This is a genomic window from Spirosoma sp., from assembly GCF_026391055.1.
GTDB lineage: Bacteria > Bacteroidota > Bacteroidia > Cytophagales > Spirosomataceae > Spirosoma.
Window position 1 is genome coordinate 305,701 of sequence record NZ_JAPLET010000019.1, and the last position, 17,413, is coordinate 323,113.

The 17,413-nt window shown below is 48.5% G+C and carries 17 protein-coding genes; 6 read left to right on the forward strand and 11 right to left on the reverse strand.

Going from position 1 to position 17,413, the window contains the following annotated elements; genetic code table 11:
- Positions 1-80 precede the first annotated feature (80 nt).
- The 3 genes from NT073_RS11985 to NT073_RS11995 all read right to left on the reverse strand — a co-directional run bounded on the left by NT073_RS11985 (position 81) and on the right by NT073_RS11995 (position 3,599).
- Positions 81-608: a 5'(3')-deoxyribonucleotidase gene (locus NT073_RS11985; RefSeq protein WP_297373356.1), complete on the reverse strand. Its 528-nt coding sequence runs from the start codon at positions 606-608 to the stop codon at positions 81-83.
- A gap of 137 nt (positions 609-745) precedes the next feature.
- Positions 746-2,248, reverse strand: a complete 1,503-nt coding sequence (locus NT073_RS11990) for a dihydrolipoamide acetyltransferase family protein (protein ID WP_297373357.1) — start codon at positions 2,246-2,248, stop codon at positions 746-748.
- Positions 2,249-2,342: 94 nt separating this feature from the next.
- Positions 2,343-3,599, reverse strand: a complete 1,257-nt coding sequence (locus tag NT073_RS11995; RefSeq protein WP_297373359.1) for a competence/damage-inducible protein A — start codon at positions 3,597-3,599, stop codon at positions 2,343-2,345.
- 186 nt (positions 3,600-3,785) lie between these two features.
- Here NT073_RS11995 and NT073_RS12000 point away from each other — a divergent pair, with 186 nt between their 5' ends.
- Positions 3,786-4,550: a DUF4197 domain-containing protein gene (locus NT073_RS12000; protein WP_297373360.1), complete on the forward strand. Its 765-nt coding sequence runs from the start codon at positions 3,786-3,788 to the stop codon at positions 4,548-4,550.
- A gap of 82 nt (positions 4,551-4,632) precedes the next feature.
- On the opposite strand, the gene NT073_RS12005 is transcribed toward NT073_RS12000, so the two are convergent.
- Both NT073_RS12005 and NT073_RS12010 read right to left on the reverse strand, forming a co-directional pair.
- Positions 4,633-5,034 carry a group III truncated hemoglobin gene (locus tag NT073_RS12005; RefSeq protein ID WP_297373362.1) on the reverse strand — a complete coding sequence of 134 codons (402 nt, stop codon included), beginning with the start codon at positions 5,032-5,034 and terminating at the stop codon, positions 4,633-4,635.
- A gap of 14 nt (positions 5,035-5,048) precedes the next feature.
- Positions 5,049-5,411, reverse strand: a complete 363-nt coding sequence (locus NT073_RS12010) for an ArsC family reductase (RefSeq protein WP_297373365.1) — start codon at positions 5,409-5,411, stop codon at positions 5,049-5,051.
- Between the two features lie 115 nt (positions 5,412-5,526).
- Between NT073_RS12010 and gldC the strand changes: the two genes are divergently transcribed.
- Together gldC and NT073_RS12020 are read left to right on the forward strand one after the other, a co-directional pair.
- Positions 5,527-5,889, forward strand: a complete 363-nt coding sequence (gldC, locus tag NT073_RS12015) for a gliding motility protein GldC (RefSeq protein WP_297373367.1) — start codon at positions 5,527-5,529, stop codon at positions 5,887-5,889.
- 68 nt (positions 5,890-5,957) lie between these two features.
- Positions 5,958-7,148: a thioredoxin family protein gene (locus NT073_RS12020; protein WP_297373369.1), complete on the forward strand. Its 1,191-nt coding sequence runs from the start codon at positions 5,958-5,960 to the stop codon at positions 7,146-7,148.
- Positions 7,149-7,215: 67 nt separating this feature from the next.
- Here NT073_RS12020 and NT073_RS12025 read toward each other — a convergent pair whose 3' ends face one another.
- The 4 genes from NT073_RS12025 to ispG all read right to left on the reverse strand — a co-directional run bounded on the left by NT073_RS12025 (position 7,216) and on the right by ispG (position 10,543).
- Positions 7,216-7,770: a tetratricopeptide repeat protein gene (locus tag NT073_RS12025; RefSeq protein WP_297373371.1), complete on the reverse strand. Its 555-nt coding sequence runs from the start codon at positions 7,768-7,770 to the stop codon at positions 7,216-7,218.
- Positions 7,771-7,837: 67 nt separating this feature from the next.
- Positions 7,838-8,188: an MmcQ/YjbR family DNA-binding protein gene (locus tag NT073_RS12030; protein ID WP_297373373.1), complete on the reverse strand. Its 351-nt coding sequence runs from the start codon at positions 8,186-8,188 to the stop codon at positions 7,838-7,840.
- On the reverse strand, positions 8,185-8,373 hold the full coding sequence (locus NT073_RS12035; RefSeq protein WP_297373375.1) for a DUF6728 family protein: 189 nt from the start codon (positions 8,371-8,373) through the stop codon (positions 8,185-8,187). Before NT073_RS12035 ends, NT073_RS12030 begins: the two co-directional genes overlap by 4 nt.
- Positions 8,374-8,506: 133 nt before the next feature.
- Positions 8,507-10,543 (reverse strand): (E)-4-hydroxy-3-methylbut-2-enyl-diphosphate synthase, encoded by a 2,037-nt coding sequence (ispG, locus tag NT073_RS12040; protein ID WP_297373377.1) that lies wholly within the window; start codon positions 10,541-10,543, stop codon positions 8,507-8,509.
- 265 nt (positions 10,544-10,808) lie between these two features.
- On the opposite strand from ispG, the gene NT073_RS12045 reads away from it, so the two are divergent.
- On the forward strand, positions 10,809-11,180 hold the full coding sequence (locus tag NT073_RS12045; RefSeq protein ID WP_297373379.1) for a hypothetical protein: 372 nt from the start codon (positions 10,809-10,811) through the stop codon (positions 11,178-11,180).
- 57 nt (positions 11,181-11,237) lie between these two features.
- Here the strand turns inward: NT073_RS12045 and NT073_RS12050 are convergent, their stop codons facing one another.
- Entirely contained in the window at positions 11,238-12,110 is an 873-nt protein-coding gene (locus NT073_RS12050; protein ID WP_297373381.1) for a lysophospholipid acyltransferase family protein, read from the reverse strand.
- Positions 12,111-12,334: 224 nt separating this feature from the next.
- On the opposite strand from NT073_RS12050, the gene NT073_RS12055 reads away from it, so the two are divergent.
- Positions 12,335-12,886, forward strand: a complete 552-nt coding sequence (locus NT073_RS12055) for a WbqC family protein (protein WP_297373383.1) — start codon at positions 12,335-12,337, stop codon at positions 12,884-12,886.
- Between the two features lie 62 nt (positions 12,887-12,948).
- Entirely contained in the window at positions 12,949-15,480 is a 2,532-nt protein-coding gene (locus NT073_RS12060; protein ID WP_297373385.1) for an ATP-dependent Clp protease ATP-binding subunit, read from the forward strand.
- A 92-nt stretch (positions 15,481-15,572) separates the two neighbouring features.
- Here NT073_RS12060 and NT073_RS12065 read toward each other — a convergent pair whose 3' ends face one another.
- Positions 15,573-17,327 carry a GMC family oxidoreductase gene (locus NT073_RS12065; protein WP_297373387.1) on the reverse strand — a complete coding sequence of 585 codons (1,755 nt, stop codon included), beginning with the start codon at positions 17,325-17,327 and terminating at the stop codon, positions 15,573-15,575.
- Positions 17,328-17,413 lie beyond the last annotated feature (86 nt).

The window sequence follows — 17,413 nt, forward strand, 5'->3', positions numbered from 1 at the left end:
AGTTCTGATTTATAAAAAAAGCTCCGGCCATTAAGTCGGAGCTTTTTTGTAGTATTAAGGGTAGTAATTTATATACAGTACTACAGCAAATGTTTGGCGATATCGTGCCAGGTTTTTACCCGCTTGAATTCGGTGTCTTCGCGGTTGTGCAGTGCATCGAAGAGCAATCCTTCGCCCTGAAACGTTTTGAGATTTCGGGGTAGGTCATCAATCAGATAGTCGGTATTTAATACACTTTTATCCCCCAGAAAAATGTAGTTATGCCAGGAAATGTCCGGAAAATGCTCCTGTAGCCAATCCCACTTCTCTCGTAACGAGTTTGGGAATTCTTGGGCGGCCGAGGCTACAAACACGTCATATTTTTGCATTAACTGAGCAATCACTTCTTTTGCGCCTTCCATAACCGGAATGTCCCGGAAAAAACCTGGCTCGTAGACTCGCTCCGATATGGCTTTGTACTCATGCTCGTCAAATAACTCATGGAACGACTTTTCCTTTAGTTCCTCAAGGGTGTAGCGAGGCACTTCGCCTTCAAGGTACAGTTTAATGAACTTGGCGTGAGTGTCGGCCATCACATCATCCATGTCAATCGCAATTCGTTTTTTCATACTGTCAGGTCGGACGGGCGTTCCCGCCGGGATTTTAACCAGATTCTAAAAATTTAACAAGATTACTACAACGACAGCGGAGCTGTCAAAATCATAAGTAATCTCATTTAATCCTTCAAATCTTGATAAAAACTTGGTCAGAGTTTAAGGTTTACATCAAATTTCTCTAAATAATCTGCCACTCGACGAACGAACTGACCGCCCAGCGAGCCATCGACTACGCGGTGGTCGTAGGAGTGAGACAGGAACATCAACTGTCGTATTCCGATAAAATCGCCTGCGGCCGTTTCAATAACAGCGGGTTTCTTCACGATGGCACCAAAAGCCATAATGGCTACCTGCGGTTGCAGAATGATGGGTGTACCCATCAGGTTGCCAAATGTGCCGATATTAGAAATCGTGTAGGTACCACCCGCTAGGTCGTCGGCTGTCAGTTTGTTTTCACGAGCCCGTTTAGTCAGGTCATTGACTTTTTTGGTTAAACCGACAAGGTTATATTGATCGGCATTATGAATAACCGGCACTATAAGATTGCCACTCGGCAAGGCAACCGCCATACCAATATTTATCGACTTTTTTACCAGAATGTTATCACCTTCAACAGACACGTTGATCATCGGGAAGTCTTTGATTGCCTTCGCGATGGCGTCCACCAGAATTGGGGTATACGTCAGGTTCTCACCGGTTTGCTGCTTGAACTGATCCTTCATGCGAGTACGCCACTGCACAATGGGCGTCAGATCTGCTTCAACGAATGAACTGACGTGTGGTGAAATCTGCTTCGATTCTACCATCCGTTGGGCAATCATTTTCCGCATCCGGTCCATTTGAATAATGTCGGCCTGTCCGTTTACGGAACCGTTTGACTGACTATCTGGCTGTTTCGGCGTAGCTGGTGAACCCGCAGCGTGAGGTAGCTGGGCTTGAAAAATGGCGGATGAAACGGTATGTTCGGATTGCTGACCTTTACCCGAAGGTGAAGGTGCCCGGCCCTCAGCGCGGTCGATAACGTAGGCTAGTATATCTTTCTTGGTGACCCGATTTTCGGCACCCGATCCCGGAATACGGTCGAGTTCATCGCGCGAAACGTTTTCTTCCTTAGCGATATTCAGCACTAGGGGAGAGTAGAAACGGTCGTTGAAAATGGGCGTGTCACCTGCTAACGTTTTGGCTGATGTGGCTACGGCCTTCTCCATAGGAGCGGAGCGGCTGCTCAGGGCGGCAATGCTCGTTTCCAGTTCATAGGCAGCCGTAGTGATTTCCGGCTCAGGCATCAGATCGGGCTGAGGAACTGGCACGTTGGCAACATCACCCACGCCTATAGGTGTCTGGTCAGCACTAACTGGCGACGACTCATCCGGTGCCGATTGTTTTGAGATAGTCTCGGGTTCGACAGCAGCGTCCGTTTCAATGCGGGCTATGGATGCACCCACCGCAACGACATCACCCTCTTTAACCAGAATTTCCTTCAAAATGCCGCTATTCGAGGCTGGTACTTCCGTATCTACTTTATCGGTGGCTACTTCCAGTACGGATTCATCAGCCTCAATACGGTCGCCCGGCTGCTTGAGCCAGGCAATAACCGTACATTCCATTATACTTTCGCCCATTTTGGGCATAACCATGTCGATGAGAGCCATGTTTTTTAAGGAGTGAGGAGTTAGGATCGAGGAGTGAGGAGGACTGACGCGTTATTTGCTGGCATCAGCCCTCCTTACTCCTCGATCCTAACTCCTAATACTGATTCAATATTTCTTCCCGCAGCATATTCAATACATACATTGTTGTTAGCTGAATATTCTGGTCGCGGTACTGACCTAGCTTTAGGAGTCTGGTAATGGTGCGCTGTTGGGTTGAGCAGGCAATCCAGATCGTACCCACGGGTTTATCGGGTGTACCGCCATCCGGACCGGCTATGCCGCTGGTCGCTATGCCCACGGAGGTGCCAAGAGCCTCACGAACGCCTTCGGCCATTTGACGGATGGTTTCTTCGCTCACGGCCCCATAAGCTTCTAGTGTTTCTGGCAGCACGCCCAACTGATTTACCTTTACGCTGTTGCTATAGCTAACAACACTGCCCCAAAAATAAGCAGAGGAACCCGGTACTTTCGTTATTTGTGCAGAAACATAACCACCTGTACAACTCTCGGCTATGCCCAGGGTTAATTGCTTTTCGATCAGAAGTTTGCCAACAACGGTTTCAATTTCGTCATTATCGAAGCCATAAACGTTTTTCTCAATCAGAGGCATCACCTTCGCTATTTGTTCGGCCAGTTGGCTATCAAGCAAGGAATTGTCGCTGCCTGTTGCGGTCAGTCTTAATTTTACGCCCCCAAAGCTGGGCAGATAAGCCAGTTTAATGTGTTCGGGCAGCGCATCCTCCCAGGCTTCAATTCGTTCGGCCAGAAACGATTCGCCAATACCGACCGTCCTGATCATCTTATGCTTGATGATTGGGGCTTGAAAATGAGCGGTCAGCTTTGGCAGGATTCGATTAGCCATAAGGTGCTTCATTTCAAACGGGACACCGGGTAGCGATACATATACCCGATCCTGGTGCTCAAACCACATACCGGGCGCTGTTCCCCAATCGTTCTGAATATACACAGCGTTGGCCGGAAGATCGGCCTGCCCGCGGTTGAGGTCGGTCATTGCCCGGCCCCGTTTCTCGAAAAAGCTGGTTACCAGCGCCAGCGCTGTTTCATTCCGAACCATCCCAACGCCGAAATAGGTACAGAGCGTCTTCTTGGTAATGTCGTCCTTGGTAGGCCCTAGTCCACCCGTGATGATGATGACGTCAGCACGCTCGTGTGCTTCGGCAAGAACTTGTAAAATAGCTTCTGTCTGGTCGCCTACTGACGATTTGCGAACCACGCGGACCCCAATATTCGTTAACTCGGTTCCGATCCAGGCGGTATTCGTGTCGGTGATTTGTCCAAATAATATTTCGTCGCCAATGGTGATTACTTCGGCGCGGACGGTGTTGATCATTTTAACTGAGTAATAAGAAAAGAAGAAATAAAGAAAGTGTGACGTTTTACCAATCGGGTTGTCAACAAATCACCGAAAAATTATCAATAGCCACTTTACTTTATCCATTCGGTGCTGTCAAAAGTACGAAAAAACGATTTAGGCCCATTGACCGTTATAAAATGGCAACCTGATTAATTCAATTCTATGATGAAGAAAAAAGTTTTCACAGCCGCCTTTCTTGCTCTGGTAAGCAGCCAGGTCGTTTTTGGACAGGACACAACTAAACAACAATCGTCGGGTGGCGGCATTTTTGGTAAAGTGCTAAAGGCAGTAACCACGGCCACTTCGGGTACAGGGGGCGGTTTGACAAGCAGTGATATAGCTTCTGGTCTGAAGGAAGCCTTGCAGGTTGGTATCAGTAAAGGATCTGATCAGGCGTCGGCTGTGAATGGGTATTTCAAAAATCCCCTGCTGAAGATCGCTTTTCCGCCCGAAGCGCAGAAAGTTGCCTCAACGCTGCGGCAAATAGGACTCAGTAAGCAGGTTGACCAGTTTGAACTATCGCTCAACCGGGCCGCCGAAGATGCCGCTAAAAAGGCTAAGCCGGTATTCATAAAAGCCATTACATCCATGAGCATTCAGGATGCGGTGGGCATTCTGCGGGGTCAGAACGATGCCGCAACGCAGTATTTACGCCGTACTTCGGGACAGCAACTGGTTACAGAGTTTACACCCATAATCGATAGTACCCTGAGGAAAAATAACGCGACCAAGTACTATGCCGATTTGGTAAACACCTATAACAAGGTGCCCTTTGTGCAGAAAGTAAACCCCAATCTAACCCAATACGCTACTAATAAAGCCGTTGATGGGTTGTTTATTCTGGTTGCTCAGGAGGAACAGAAAATTCGTGAAAACCCGGCCGCACGGGTCACCGACCTGTTGAAGAAAGTATTCAGTAAGCAGTAATAAATGTAACCCAGGCAGAACCCCGCGTTTGTGATGATTGGCCGTGAAACCTAACCGTCACAAACGCGGGGTTCTGCCTGGGTTACGACTCCATAAATGAGTCATTATTTATATACTCAAGCTTGTTGTTCCAGACCAGGGCGATCTGGGTGGCCCGCTGGCGAACCTGTTCTGCCATTTCGCCCGTAAATTTTTCAGAAAGAGTGGCCGTGAAGAGTTGAAGCCATCGCTCAAAGTGCTCAATGGTCAGCGTATGCTTCTGGTTGATAATTAGATGCGGGCGAAACGGATGGCCGTTATAGGCGTTGTTTCCCAAAATTAGTGATTCCCAGAAGGCATACATCTTAGGTAAATGATGCGACCAGTCGACCTGAGCTACATCGGTAAAAATAGGCCCGATAAACGGATCGACCTGCACTTTTTCGTAAAACGAATCCACCAGAAATCGAACCGCTTCCGGAGAATCCAATGGTATCTTTGACATGGATGTTCTCTTTCCTACAAAACCGTGGTTCCATCAGAAAACGTTTCCTGATAAGCACTTTCATTAAAGCCCAGAGCAATAATCTGCCCATCGGCTTCAATCAACGGGCGACGGATAACGGATGGCTTTTCCATCATTAGAACAATGGCACCCGCGGCACTAGTGGGTTTATCAGCATCAGAAAGCTTCTTCCAGGTCAATCCCGACCGGTTTACTAATTCTTCCCAGGGTTTCTGGGTTAGCCATTGTTCAATCGTTTTTGAGTCGATACCCTGTTTTTTGTAATCGTGAAATCGATACTCGACACCTCGCCCGGCTAGCCAGGTCCGTGCTTTTTTCACCGTGTCGCAATTTGGAATAGCGTATAATGTGTACATGATGGGTAAAATTTGAGACGAAAGTACCGAAAATGACCGTTTCAATTGTAGCAAACATGGAGGTTGTTCCTGTTCGAGTCGCGGGTTTACGGCCATACTACGTATTTTTGTATCTATGAAAAAATCAGACATCCATTTTTCGGTTGAACTAGACAACCAGAATATTCCCGACAAGATCTACTGGGAAGCAACGGATAACCCAAATGAGGGACTAAGTGATACACGTGCCATCGCCATTTCTCTATGGGATCATTACCACAACAGTACGCTCAAAATTGACCTTTGGACGAAAGATATGGAGGTAGTCGACATGAAGCGCTTCATGATCGAGATTATGAGTGGTATTGCGGATACGGCGCTTAGTGCAACGGGAGACAAGCGCATGGCAGATGATATCGAGAATACCTGCAAAGTGTTGAGCAAGCGGCTGGAGGAAGAAATCAAGCAGCAGAATCAGAATCAGCAACAGCAGCAGTAGCCGACACCAGCCTGATAAATTTGGTCGTTAATTTGCTAAGATATTCCTCGTAACGACTGCTATTTTTTATGAAAAAGATACTTCTGCTACTTCTGGTAGCCCATATTGCGCTGGCTCAGAAACCGGGCGGTATTGAGTTCAAAACAACGCCGATAAACAGCATTTTCCAGGAAGCCCGCCGGGCGGGAAAGTTAGTATTTGTCGAAATCTATTCGCCGACCTGCCATACCTGCCAGAGCTTTATTCCAACACTGGCCGACAGTCGGGTGGGGAAACTCTACAACACTAAGTTCGTGAGTACCAAGCTAGATATTAACGCGCCTGCTACCCAGTCTTTCCTGGCAAGTCGTCGGTTGTTTGTTCCATCGTTACCCCTGTTTCTCTACTTCGATCCGCAGCAGAACCTGATTCACTTTGCTATGAGTAATAACTCAACGGATGAAGTGATTCGGCATGGAACCAATGCGCTGGATCCTAAAGTGCGGAGCCAGGGGATGAAAGCACGGTATCAGCAGGGCGAACGGTCGGCCAACTTCCTGATCGATTATGCCATGTTTGGCCGCGTCACGAAAGATACCGTTGCGAATATGGCCGCTATGAATGAGTACGCACGTCAGCAGTCGGTGGCTACGTTTGCCAGTCAAACAAACTGGCTGGCTCTTCAAAAACTTGTTCTGGACTATGAAAATCCAATGTTTCAGTACATGCTGAACCATATGGATACGTACCGGAAAGCCTATGGGGCCGAGCAAACGCTGCAGGTTGCTGAAAATATTCTGATGTCATCGCTGTTCAGTGGGCGCGGAGCACAGTACCCAATTGCCAAAATTGTTCAAATCCGGCAGGACCTAATCAAAATAGGAATCGACACAAAAGTAGCGTATAACCGGACGCTCCTGCCCGAAGTAAATGCCTATTTTCGGGCCCGTCAGACAGCAAAAGCTGTTGAACGGATGGATAATCAGGTAAACTCCAACCAGTTGAGCGTTCCGGAGTATATATACATCAGTCGATTGTTCAACCGGTCGAGCCCCGACGCCGTCGATGCACCAACGGTTGTAAAATGGGTTAATAAAGGACTTGCACTGAAGCCAAGCTCTAAAGAACAGGCTGATTTATATTATGAATTAGCGGAGGCCTATCGGCGGGGAGGAAAAACGGGCGATGCCCAGAAAGCGGCTCAGAGATCAATGGAGATGGCCCAGGCAACCCAATTGGATACCCGCCGAAATGTGGAACAGATGGGGAAACTGAAGTAGCGGATTGTAAAAATAAGTGGAGATTCTCAAGGGCAGCTAGTTAACTCTCGCCCTTGAGAATCTCCACTTATTTTTGTTGGTATACCGGCCGGGTAAAAGGGGGCTGGAGTAGAATATGGAACGAGTTTTCGTCGCCTAAAGAAACCGCCCGCCGGAGGTCGTTTTCCGCCTGGGGTAACTGACGGACCTGAATGCGGGCCAGGGCCCGCCATCGGTAGGCATCGGGCTTATCATCCCGGAAGTGCCAGACGGCTTTATCGAATTCTCGAAATGCCTGTTGGTAATCGCCGGTATTATAGAAAGCAACACCCCGGTCAAGATAGCATTCTGCTAATGTATTGTCTCGGTTGATGGCCTGTGTCAGGTCGTAAATAGCCGAATAGTGGTTCTCCTGAATCAACTGGCATTTACCTCGGTAAGCGTAAGCAATAGCTGACCTGGGATATTGCTGGACGGCATCGTCGAAGTAACGATACGCATCCGCAAAATTGCGGTTCTGGACCATTTCTATACCTTTTCGGAAACGTTTCCGGTCTTTGTCCGACGGGGTGTCGTGGTCCATCAGGAAGAACCGAATGGTTAGATAGATTCCGAAAAGCAGACTTAAAAGTACAACTTCCATAACCGAATCTGGTTTTTTCTGGCCTTGCGAATTTAAATGTTTTGGTATGGCCTGACAAGCCATTTGTTCAGATTAATTGTGCCTGAACAGCCTTTGGTAAACTCTTTTTTATTAACTCATAAGAGTGGTCAATCCATTCCTGTACATCAGAGGAACGAACCCGGCCATCAATGGTGATGGTGTTCCAATGGGTTTTATTCATATGATAACCGGGTGCTACCGCTGCATGTTCTTCCCGTAATTGAACCGCTAACTCGGGATCACATTTGAGGTTGATTGTCGTTGGCTGACTTTCGGTTGCCAATAAAGCAAACATCTTACCACCTACTTTAAAAACGAGCGCATCGCCACCGAACGGGAAAGACTCGGTAACACCCGGTTTGCCGATGCAATACTCGCGTAAGGTCTCGGTATTCATCGGACGCAATGGCGAACGGTGTACACAATGATTGCCATCAGAAACATCAGAATAGAAATTCGATTGATGCCGTGCATCATCCGAAGATTTACGCTGGTGGGGCTATTCGGGTCGGGTTTACGAAATACCCGGAGAAAATAGGCGAAAACAGGACCGATCTTTAAATAATCAACGAATTTGTTCACAAGCTGAAGTGGCTAAATCACCGCTGATTGCGGCTATGGATGACTACTGGAAAATACCGTGTCGAACACAATTGTTCTATTTGGAAACAAATAAAGTGGGTAAAAAATTACCCACTTTGCCAAGAATCATTGATTAAAGGGCATTTTCGAACGTGGGCTCCAGCCAGCGATCATCCTCCCGGATTAGCTCGATCAATTCATCAACGGCACGATCTGCCGGAACGGATTTCTTAATGACTTGCTGACCCCGATACAAGGCGATTTTGTCACGCCCGATGCCTACATAACCGTAGTCGGCGTCGGCCATTTCGCCCGGTCCATTTACAATACAGCCCATAATGCCAATCTTAACCCCTTTCAAGTGGTCGGTACGTTGACGAATAAGGGCCGTTGTTTCCTGTAGGTCGAACAGCGTCCGGCCGCAGGATGGACAGGATATATATTCCGTTTTGGTAATACGAGTCCGGGCAGCCTGCAAAATGCCAAATGACAGGTTGTTGAGTCGTTTCAGATCGACGTCGGCAGGATTCGCCTGTGGTGCCGACAGCAAAATGCCATCGCCAAGTCCATCGATGAGCAAACCGCCAACGTCGGTAGACGCGTAAAGAGGAACCTCTTCTTCCGAAACGGCTGGATATCCTCTGTTAATAATAACGGGAGCGGTAATACCGCGATTAATCAATTCAACGACCAACCGGCGTAACTCGGGCATCGCGTGCGCGTTGTCAGTCGAGATCAACAGAACTACCGTTGTATCTGCCTTAAGCGTAGTAAACAGTTCATCAGATGAGGACGGTAACGAAACCCGAACGAAATTCAGACGAGGATGGAGTTCGCTCTGCGTTGCCCGGGCTGCCAGGTATTCGGCCGTGGTCAGCAAAGGAAAGACGTTCGTCTGATTGGGGCTTGTCTGCCAGACGGTATAATCAAGAACTTCTTTGAGGCCGTTGGGCAACATGAACTGTGCCGGGTAGGAGCCTGTATATATATAGTCGGCGCCAAGATCATTCATACGCCACTTATCAGGCTCGGGTAGATAAAAATGACCAATCGGGTGCAGGTTTTTGTGTTCCCTCACGGGCACCCGGCTGTAATCGGCAATTACGCGGGGTACATTTTGACCGCCAATGTTGGCCACCTCATGGGTTAACCGTCGACAATATTGAAAAGGATTGATCGGGTAGGTGGTAACAACCGGAATAGGCTGGCTGGTAGCTGCCCGGTTGGTGTATCGGTCAATCAACGCCTTGGCCACCGGGGCTTCCCGTTCCGGCTCTTCGGTAAGCGAAACCCGAACGGTGTCACCAATGCCATCTTCGAGCAGGGTACCAATGCCCAGTGCGGACTTGATCCGGCCATCTTCGGCTTCACCGGCTTCGGTTACGCCGAGGTGTAGGGGATAGGGTTTCAGTCCCTCCTCATCCAGACGTTGAACCAGCAACCGATAGGCCTGTACCATCACCTGGGGATTGCTCGACTTCATCGACAACGTAATATTGTAATAGTTTTCGGCCTCGCAGATGCGTAGGAACTCTAGGGCCGATTCAACCATACCTACGGGTGTATCGCCGTAACGACTCAGAATACGGTCAGATAAGGAGCCATGATTAGTGCCGATACGCATGGCCGTACCATATTCTTTACAGATACGAACGAGCGGCAAAAACTTGTCCCGAATACGTTCCAGCTCGGCTGCGTAGGCGGCATCTGTATAATCAATGAATTCGAAGCGCTTCCGGTCGGCATAGTTGCCGGGGTTGATACGTACCTTCTCTACGATCCGGGCGGCCAGTTCGGCGGCATTGGGTGTAAAATGAATATCAGCAACCAGGGGAGTAGTGTAACCTCGTGCCCGGAGCTCTTTGCGGATATTCTCCAGATTTTGTGCCTCTTTGACACTGGGAGCTGTAATGCGAACATACTCACACCCCGCTTCAATCATCCTGATGGTCTGCTCAACAGAGCCTATTGTATCCATTGTGTCAACCGTTGTCATTGACTGTACACGAATTGGATAATCGGAGCCCATAGGTACATCGCCAATCATAACCGTACTGGTTTTCCGGCGAACATACTGCGTAAGTGAAGGCGTATAAAGAACAGGTGAACCAGCCCCTTCCGGCAAACTATTTACGGGGGTTGATGATGAAGAAAGCAGCGAATTTAGCATACAGGTTTCGGCAGAGCCGTTTGACCGGGCAAAGGTACGGAAAAAGCAATTTCCGTCACCTAGTCCGTTTGCAAGGGAAACATAAGGCTGGGCTTAAATGTTCGGCTACAATTAGAAGATATGGCTGAAGATATAGTATTGATAATGAGTAGATTGTCTTTTAAAGGAAAAACAAAATACAGGTTGGAGGAGTTGACACAATCTGGTAAAAGAGTCTTTTTTCCAAAGGAATCTATATACAACCTGTTGATCAAGTCTTACAGATATGAAAACGAAACTAGTGAATACCCTTGCGCTGGCCTTATTGATTACCGTTGGCGCGTATGCTCAGGATACCACGGGGTTGAGCAAAAAAGAGATTCGGCAGCAGGAGCGTGCTGAACGAAAAGCCCGCGTAAAAGGTGAATTGCAAAATGCCGGTCAAAGTGTTGGCGATGCGGCTAAGGAAGTGGGTCGCGGAGCAAAAGAAAAAGCAAAGGTTGCCGACGAAGCCGTCACAAAGGGAGCCCAAAAAGTAGGTACAACCGTAAACAAGGGTTTAGATAAGGCAGAAAATGCTATTGTAAGCGAAGCAGATAGAATTAAAGCGAAACGTGATTCGGCTCGTACCGAAAAAGCGCGTCGGGATACGCTATAGTGATAAAAGGAGTCTGAGCGCAAATGGCCAATCGAATACTCGATTGGCCATTCTCTATCATTCCAGCTTAGCGCTAATACTGGCGTATTTACCCCGCCAATGTTTCCACCGTTTATGGGACCACAGCCAATCGGATGGATTGCGCCGTATAGACGCTTCAAGGACATCTCGGTAGCCCTCCATAATGGCGCCAAGCGGTAAATCGTCGTAAGGAGGCTCGGCAATAAGTCGGAACGTGACCTCGTAATAACTCCGACGAACCCGGACGATATCGAAAAAATAAACAGCCATTTTCCGGCTGCGGGCCAGCCGTTCAGAACCGGGATAAAAGGGGGAGTCCTGGTGCAGGAAGTTAGTCCAGTAAGCTTGTTCGGGTACATCGGGAACCTGATCCGCTATTAGCCCAATGATGCGTGGAATATGTTTACGAAGGACCATTTGGCGTGGCAACGAGTTCATGGGCGTAGGAACGGGTCCCAAATGCGAGCGAATATGAACCATCAACTGCTCGAAGAACGGGCTGGATAACGGTTTGTAAATACTGTCTACCGGCATTTTATTCAGTACGAGTGCTGCCGGGATCCATTCCCAGTTAGCCTGGTGAGAACTCATGCCAATGATTGTCTGCCCTGCCAGAATCTTCTCCTGAATCAATTCGATATTCGGGAATTTGATGTGCTTTAGGAAAAATTCGGGTGGCAGGCTGGATTGTTTGATACTCTCGACAAGCAGATCGCCCAGGTTTTTATAAAACCCCCGGGCAATCTGCTTGATTTCTTCCGGCGATTTTTCCGGGAAGGAGCGGGTCAGGTTGTCAAGGACTACGTTTCGGCGGTAACGAATAACGTGTAGCAACAGAAAAGACAAAACATCGGAAATGCCATATAATACAGGAAGTGGCAAACGCGATAGCAGTCGGAAAAATATCATTTGACGAATGTAGGGCCGACGTTCGTGTAAACTCTCGTCGGCCTGAAAATTAAAAAAATACTACTATCAGTTGTTAGTATCGCTTTTTTGCGTTACTTGTGAACGGATACAAAATAGATTAATTGAAACTAAATCAACCCGAGTCTCAGGAAAACGAACTGCTAATCGAACTACATTATTTGCCTTGTATCGATTACATATCTGGTTTAGTGCAGTTCGAAAGTGTGCAACTTGAGGCCCAGGAACATTACCAGAAGCAAAGTTACAGAAATCGGTGCTACGTTCTGACGGCTAACAAAGTTGACGTCCTCACGGTACCCGTTTTTCAGGGAACCCATCACCAGCCAGTTCGTGATTTACGGGTGGTTAATGATCAACCTTGGCAACTGACCCACTGGCGATGCCTGCAGGCTGCTTATGGGAAAGCGCCATTTTTTGAGTACTATGCCCCTTATTTCGAGCCCGTGTACCAAAAAAAATGGACTTTTTTATTCGATTTGAATTATGAACTGCTGACAATTTGTCTGAAATTGATTAGATTTAAACGATCTCTGAACCTGACAGAATGGTACGATAAGACGCCCCCGATCGGCCTATTTGACGGTCGGTCAATAGTAAATCCAAGAAATGGGCCGGAAACGTATGTATTCCATCAGCCAGTCGTTTACCAACAGAATTTTGGCCAAGAATTTGTACCGAATCTTAGTATAATTGACTTGTTGTTTTGCCAGGGACCGGCCGCTCCGGATGTGTTACTGGCAGGGCTTCAGGAGTGAACAAATCCTTAAAACTCTTCGTTAGGCCTATAGTACGGTTACCTAAGGAGACCCTAAAACGAATGGAAGCAAAATTCTCAAACCGCGTCAAGGAAGTTATCACGCTGAGTCGGGAAGAAGCCTTGCGCTTAGGCCACGATTACATCGGCACAGAGCATCTGTTGCTGGGTATGATTCGTGAGGGTGAGGGTGTAGCGGTCGGGTTGCTGAAAAAGCTTGGCATCTCGCTCGACGAACTCCGGGTTACTATCGAACAGGCTACGAAAGGAACAGCCACCAACAACGTGAAAAACTTAGCGAACATTCCGCTGACCCGTCAGTCGGAAAAAACGCTCAAGATTACGTATCTGGAAGCTAAGATTTTTAAAAGCCCGCTTATCGGTACGGAGCACCTTTTACTGTCGATTCTGCGCGATGAAGACAATGTCGCCACGCAGATTCTCAACAAGTTTAATGTTAACTACGAAGTCATTAAAGAGATGCTGGAATATCAATCAACCGGAAGCCGCCCCACTATGGCAAGCGATACCGACGATGATGATAATGACCGGGGGATGTTTGGTGGCAGCAGCAGTTCGAGTTCAGGAAAAGATCCAAAAGGCTCCGAGAAATCGCGCACACCCGTGCTCGATAATTTTGGCCGCGATCTGACCAAACTCGCTGAAGTTGGCAAACTCGATCCGATTGTTGGTCGTGAAAAAGAAATTGAGCGCGTTGCTCAGATTCTGAGCCGCCGGAAGAAAAACAACCCAATCCTGATCGGTGAGCCTGGCGTTGGTAAAACCGCCATTGCAGAAGGTCTGGCATTGCGTATTGTACAGAAAAAAGTATCGCGGGTGTTGTTCGGTAAGCGGGTCGTTACCCTCGATCTGGCATCGCTTGTGGCAGGTACCAAATACCGGGGTCAATTCGAAGAGCGTATGAAGGCCGTGATGAACGAGCTGGAAAAATCGCCGGAGGTGATCCTGTTTATCGACGAACTTCACACAATCGTTGGTGCAGGTGGTGCTTCGGGTTCGCTCGATGCATCCAACATGTTCAAGCCGGCCCTGGCCCGTGGCGACATTCAATGCATTGGTGCCACAACGCTTGACGAATACCGTCAGTATATCGAGAAAGATGGTGCGCTTGCCCGTCGTTTCCAAATGGTAATGGTCGATGCCACATCCATCGATGAGACGATTGAGATCCTGAATAACATCAAGGATAAATACGAAGATCACCACCACGTAAACTACACTAAAGAAGCTATTGAGGCTGCGGTGAAATTGTCGGAGCGGTATATCTCGGATCGTTTCCTGCCTGACAAAGCCATCGATGTGATGGACGAAGTGGGCGCACGCGTTCATATCTCAAACATCACCGTTCCTGAAGATATTCTGAAACTCGAAGAACAGATTGAGAATATCAAGAAGGAGAAGAATCAGGTTGTCAAAAGCCAGAAGTACGAAGAAGCCGCTCAGCTTCGCGACAAGGAAAAACGCCTGATCGACCAACTCGACCGTGCGAAACAATTGTGGGAAGAAGATACGAAGAAGCGTCGGTACACGGTCAACGAAGAAAACGTTGCTGAAGTCGTAGCGATGATGACGGGTATCCCGGTCACGAGCGTATCGAACGATGAAGGCAAGAAACTGGTGAACATGGGCGAAGAGCTGAAAGGCCGCGTTATTGGTCAGCAGTCGGCCATCGACAAACTGGTTAAAGCCATTCAGCGGACGAGGGTGGGTCTGAAAGATCCCAAGAAGCCGATTGGTTCGTTCATCTTCCTCGGTCCTACGGGTGTAGGTAAAACAGAATTGGCTAAAGTACTGGCTACTTATCTGTTCGATAAAGACGATGCACTGGTTCGTATCGACATGTCGGAATACATGGAGAAATTCAGTGTAAGCCGGTTAGTTGGTGCACCTCCGGGCTACGTTGGTTATGAAGAAGGTGGTCAGTTAACCGAAAAAATCCGCCGGAAGCCTTATAGTGTTGTCTTGCTTGACGAAATCGAAAAAGCGCACCCGGATGTGTTCAACATTCTGTTGCAAGTGCTTGACGATGGTATTCTGACGGATGGTCTGGGCCGCCGGGTCGACTTTCGAAACACGATCATCATCATGACTTCCAACATTGGGGTGCGTGACCTGAAAGATTTTGGTGCAGGTATTGGTTTTGCTACTAAAAAATCGGCTGAAACCCAGGATGATCTCATGAAGAGCACCATTCAAAGTGCACTTCGGAAAGCGTTCTCACCTGAGTTCCTGAACCGTTTGGACGATGTAATTGTGTTTAATTCACTACAGCGTGAAGATATTCACAAGATCATTGATCTGATGCTGGGTAAACTCCTTAGCCGCGTGACGAACCTTGGCTACACCGTTGAACTGACGGAAAAAGCCAAAGACTTTCTGGCTGAAAAAGGGTATGATCCACAATACGGTGCTCGTCCGTTGAGCCGTGCCATCCAGCGCTATCTTGAAGATCCCGTTGCAGAAGAGATTCTGAAAGGTGAACTGAAAGAAGGCGATGTGATCATGGCCGACTACAGTGGTGAAGGTGAAACCTTAACCATTACGGTAAAGAAACCAGAAGTAGCGGTTGAGTAATCATAAGGTATAGATTATAACTAAAGCGGCCTGACTCTTGGAGTCAGGCCGCTTTAGTTATGTAACAATGCTGCTTTCCTGCTGCGCTTTTCTTAAATACTCTTTGCCTTTACCATGTCAATGTAATACTGGGAAGTACGCATGGCGCTGGCCAGAATAGTCCAGGTAACGTTTTTGTCGCCCTGTGAAACGAACGGGGCGGCATCGACAACAAACAGGTTCTTCACATCGTGTGCCTGCTGGTATTTGTTCAGAGCTGACTTTTGCGGGTCATTTCCCATGCGAACTGTACCCACTTCATGAATAATACGGCCGGGCGCGGCAAGGCCATATCCATGTGCTGTATTAGGACCAGGTTTGGGACCCAGCGCAATACCGCCCATTGCATGAATGATTTCCTCGAAGGTGTCCTGCATGTGTTTGGCTTGCTTCACTTCGTAGTCCGACCATTTGTAGTGAAAACGCAGCGTTGGAATGCCGTATTTATCAACCGCATTCGGGTCAATTTCGCAGTAGTTGCTTTCCAGAGGAACAGGTTCGCCCCGGCCCGACATGCCAATATAGGCGCCATAAAATCGTCGGTAGTCGTCTTTCAGGCTGGCTCCGTATCCACCTGCCGTTTTTGTTTTACCATCACGGCCTGGAATCATACCGTTAAGCGATTCTATACCACTGCCAAAGCCATAGCCGGGCATACCCATGCCACCACCGTATTCGATGTGATAACCCCTGGGGAAATCGAGTTTTTTGTTATCCAGCCACCAGGGTGTAAATACGTGCATGCCACCTACGCCATCTTCGTTGTAGCGTTTGCGGTCCATAAGCGCCGGGATAAAAGCTGAGCGGCTGGCACCCGTCGAGTCGTTGAGGTATTTCCCTACCACACCGCTGCTGTTTGCCAGACCATTCGGGAAACGCGAGGATTTTGAATTCAGGAGAATTCGGGCCGATTCGCAGGTACTTGCGCCCAACATAACAGCTTTGGCACGAACGGTTATCTCTTCCAGTGTCCGGTTGTTGACATAACTCACGCCCGTAGCGAGCCCGGTTTGCGGATCGGTCAGTACTTCGCGTACCATGGCTCCATTGATGAGCGTTACATTACCCGTTTTAACTGCGGGAATACACAACACGGACGAAGCTGAAAAGTCGGCATAAGCCTGACAACCCCGATTGCACTGATGACAATAGAAGCATGAGCCCCGGTCTTTATTGATGGGCTTGGTCAGAATACTTAACCGAGATGGAATAACCGGAATACCAATGCTCCGTGCGCCTTTCCGAATCATTAACTCGTGCAGTCGTGGCTTGGGCGGGGGCAGAAAAATGCCATCGGGTTCATTCGGAAAGTTTTCAACCGAGCCAAAGACGCCAATGAGCCGGTCAACTTTATCGTAATACGGTTTGAGGTCGTCGTAGCCGATTGGCCAGTCGTCGCCCACACCTGATAGCGATCGGCGCCGGAAATCGTCGGGGCCGAAGCGCATAGAGATACGGCCCCAGTGGTTGGTGCGTCCGCCGAGCATCCTCGACCGGAACCAGCCAAATTCCGTACCGGACTTTGCCGAATAAGGCTCGCCGTCTATTTCCCAGCCGCCCCAGGCTGCATCGAAATCACCGCCGGAGCGAGCTTCGGTACTGGCACCACGCCGGGGCGATTCCCAGGGCCATTTCAGTTGGGTGATGTACTTAGGATCGGCCGGGTCATAATAACCACCTGCTTCGAGCAGAACAACTTTTGCGCCTGCTTTAGCGAGCATGTACGCAGCCATGCCGCCCCCTGCACCTGAGCCGACTATAGCTACGTCGTAGACAAGGGGGGCTTTTTTGAGTTGAGGAATATCCATCCGGTAGCGTTGCGATAGGGTAAATAAGTGATATCTCGATTTCCCTAATAAGCCGAATTGGTTGCGAGTTTACTCTAAAAGCCCTT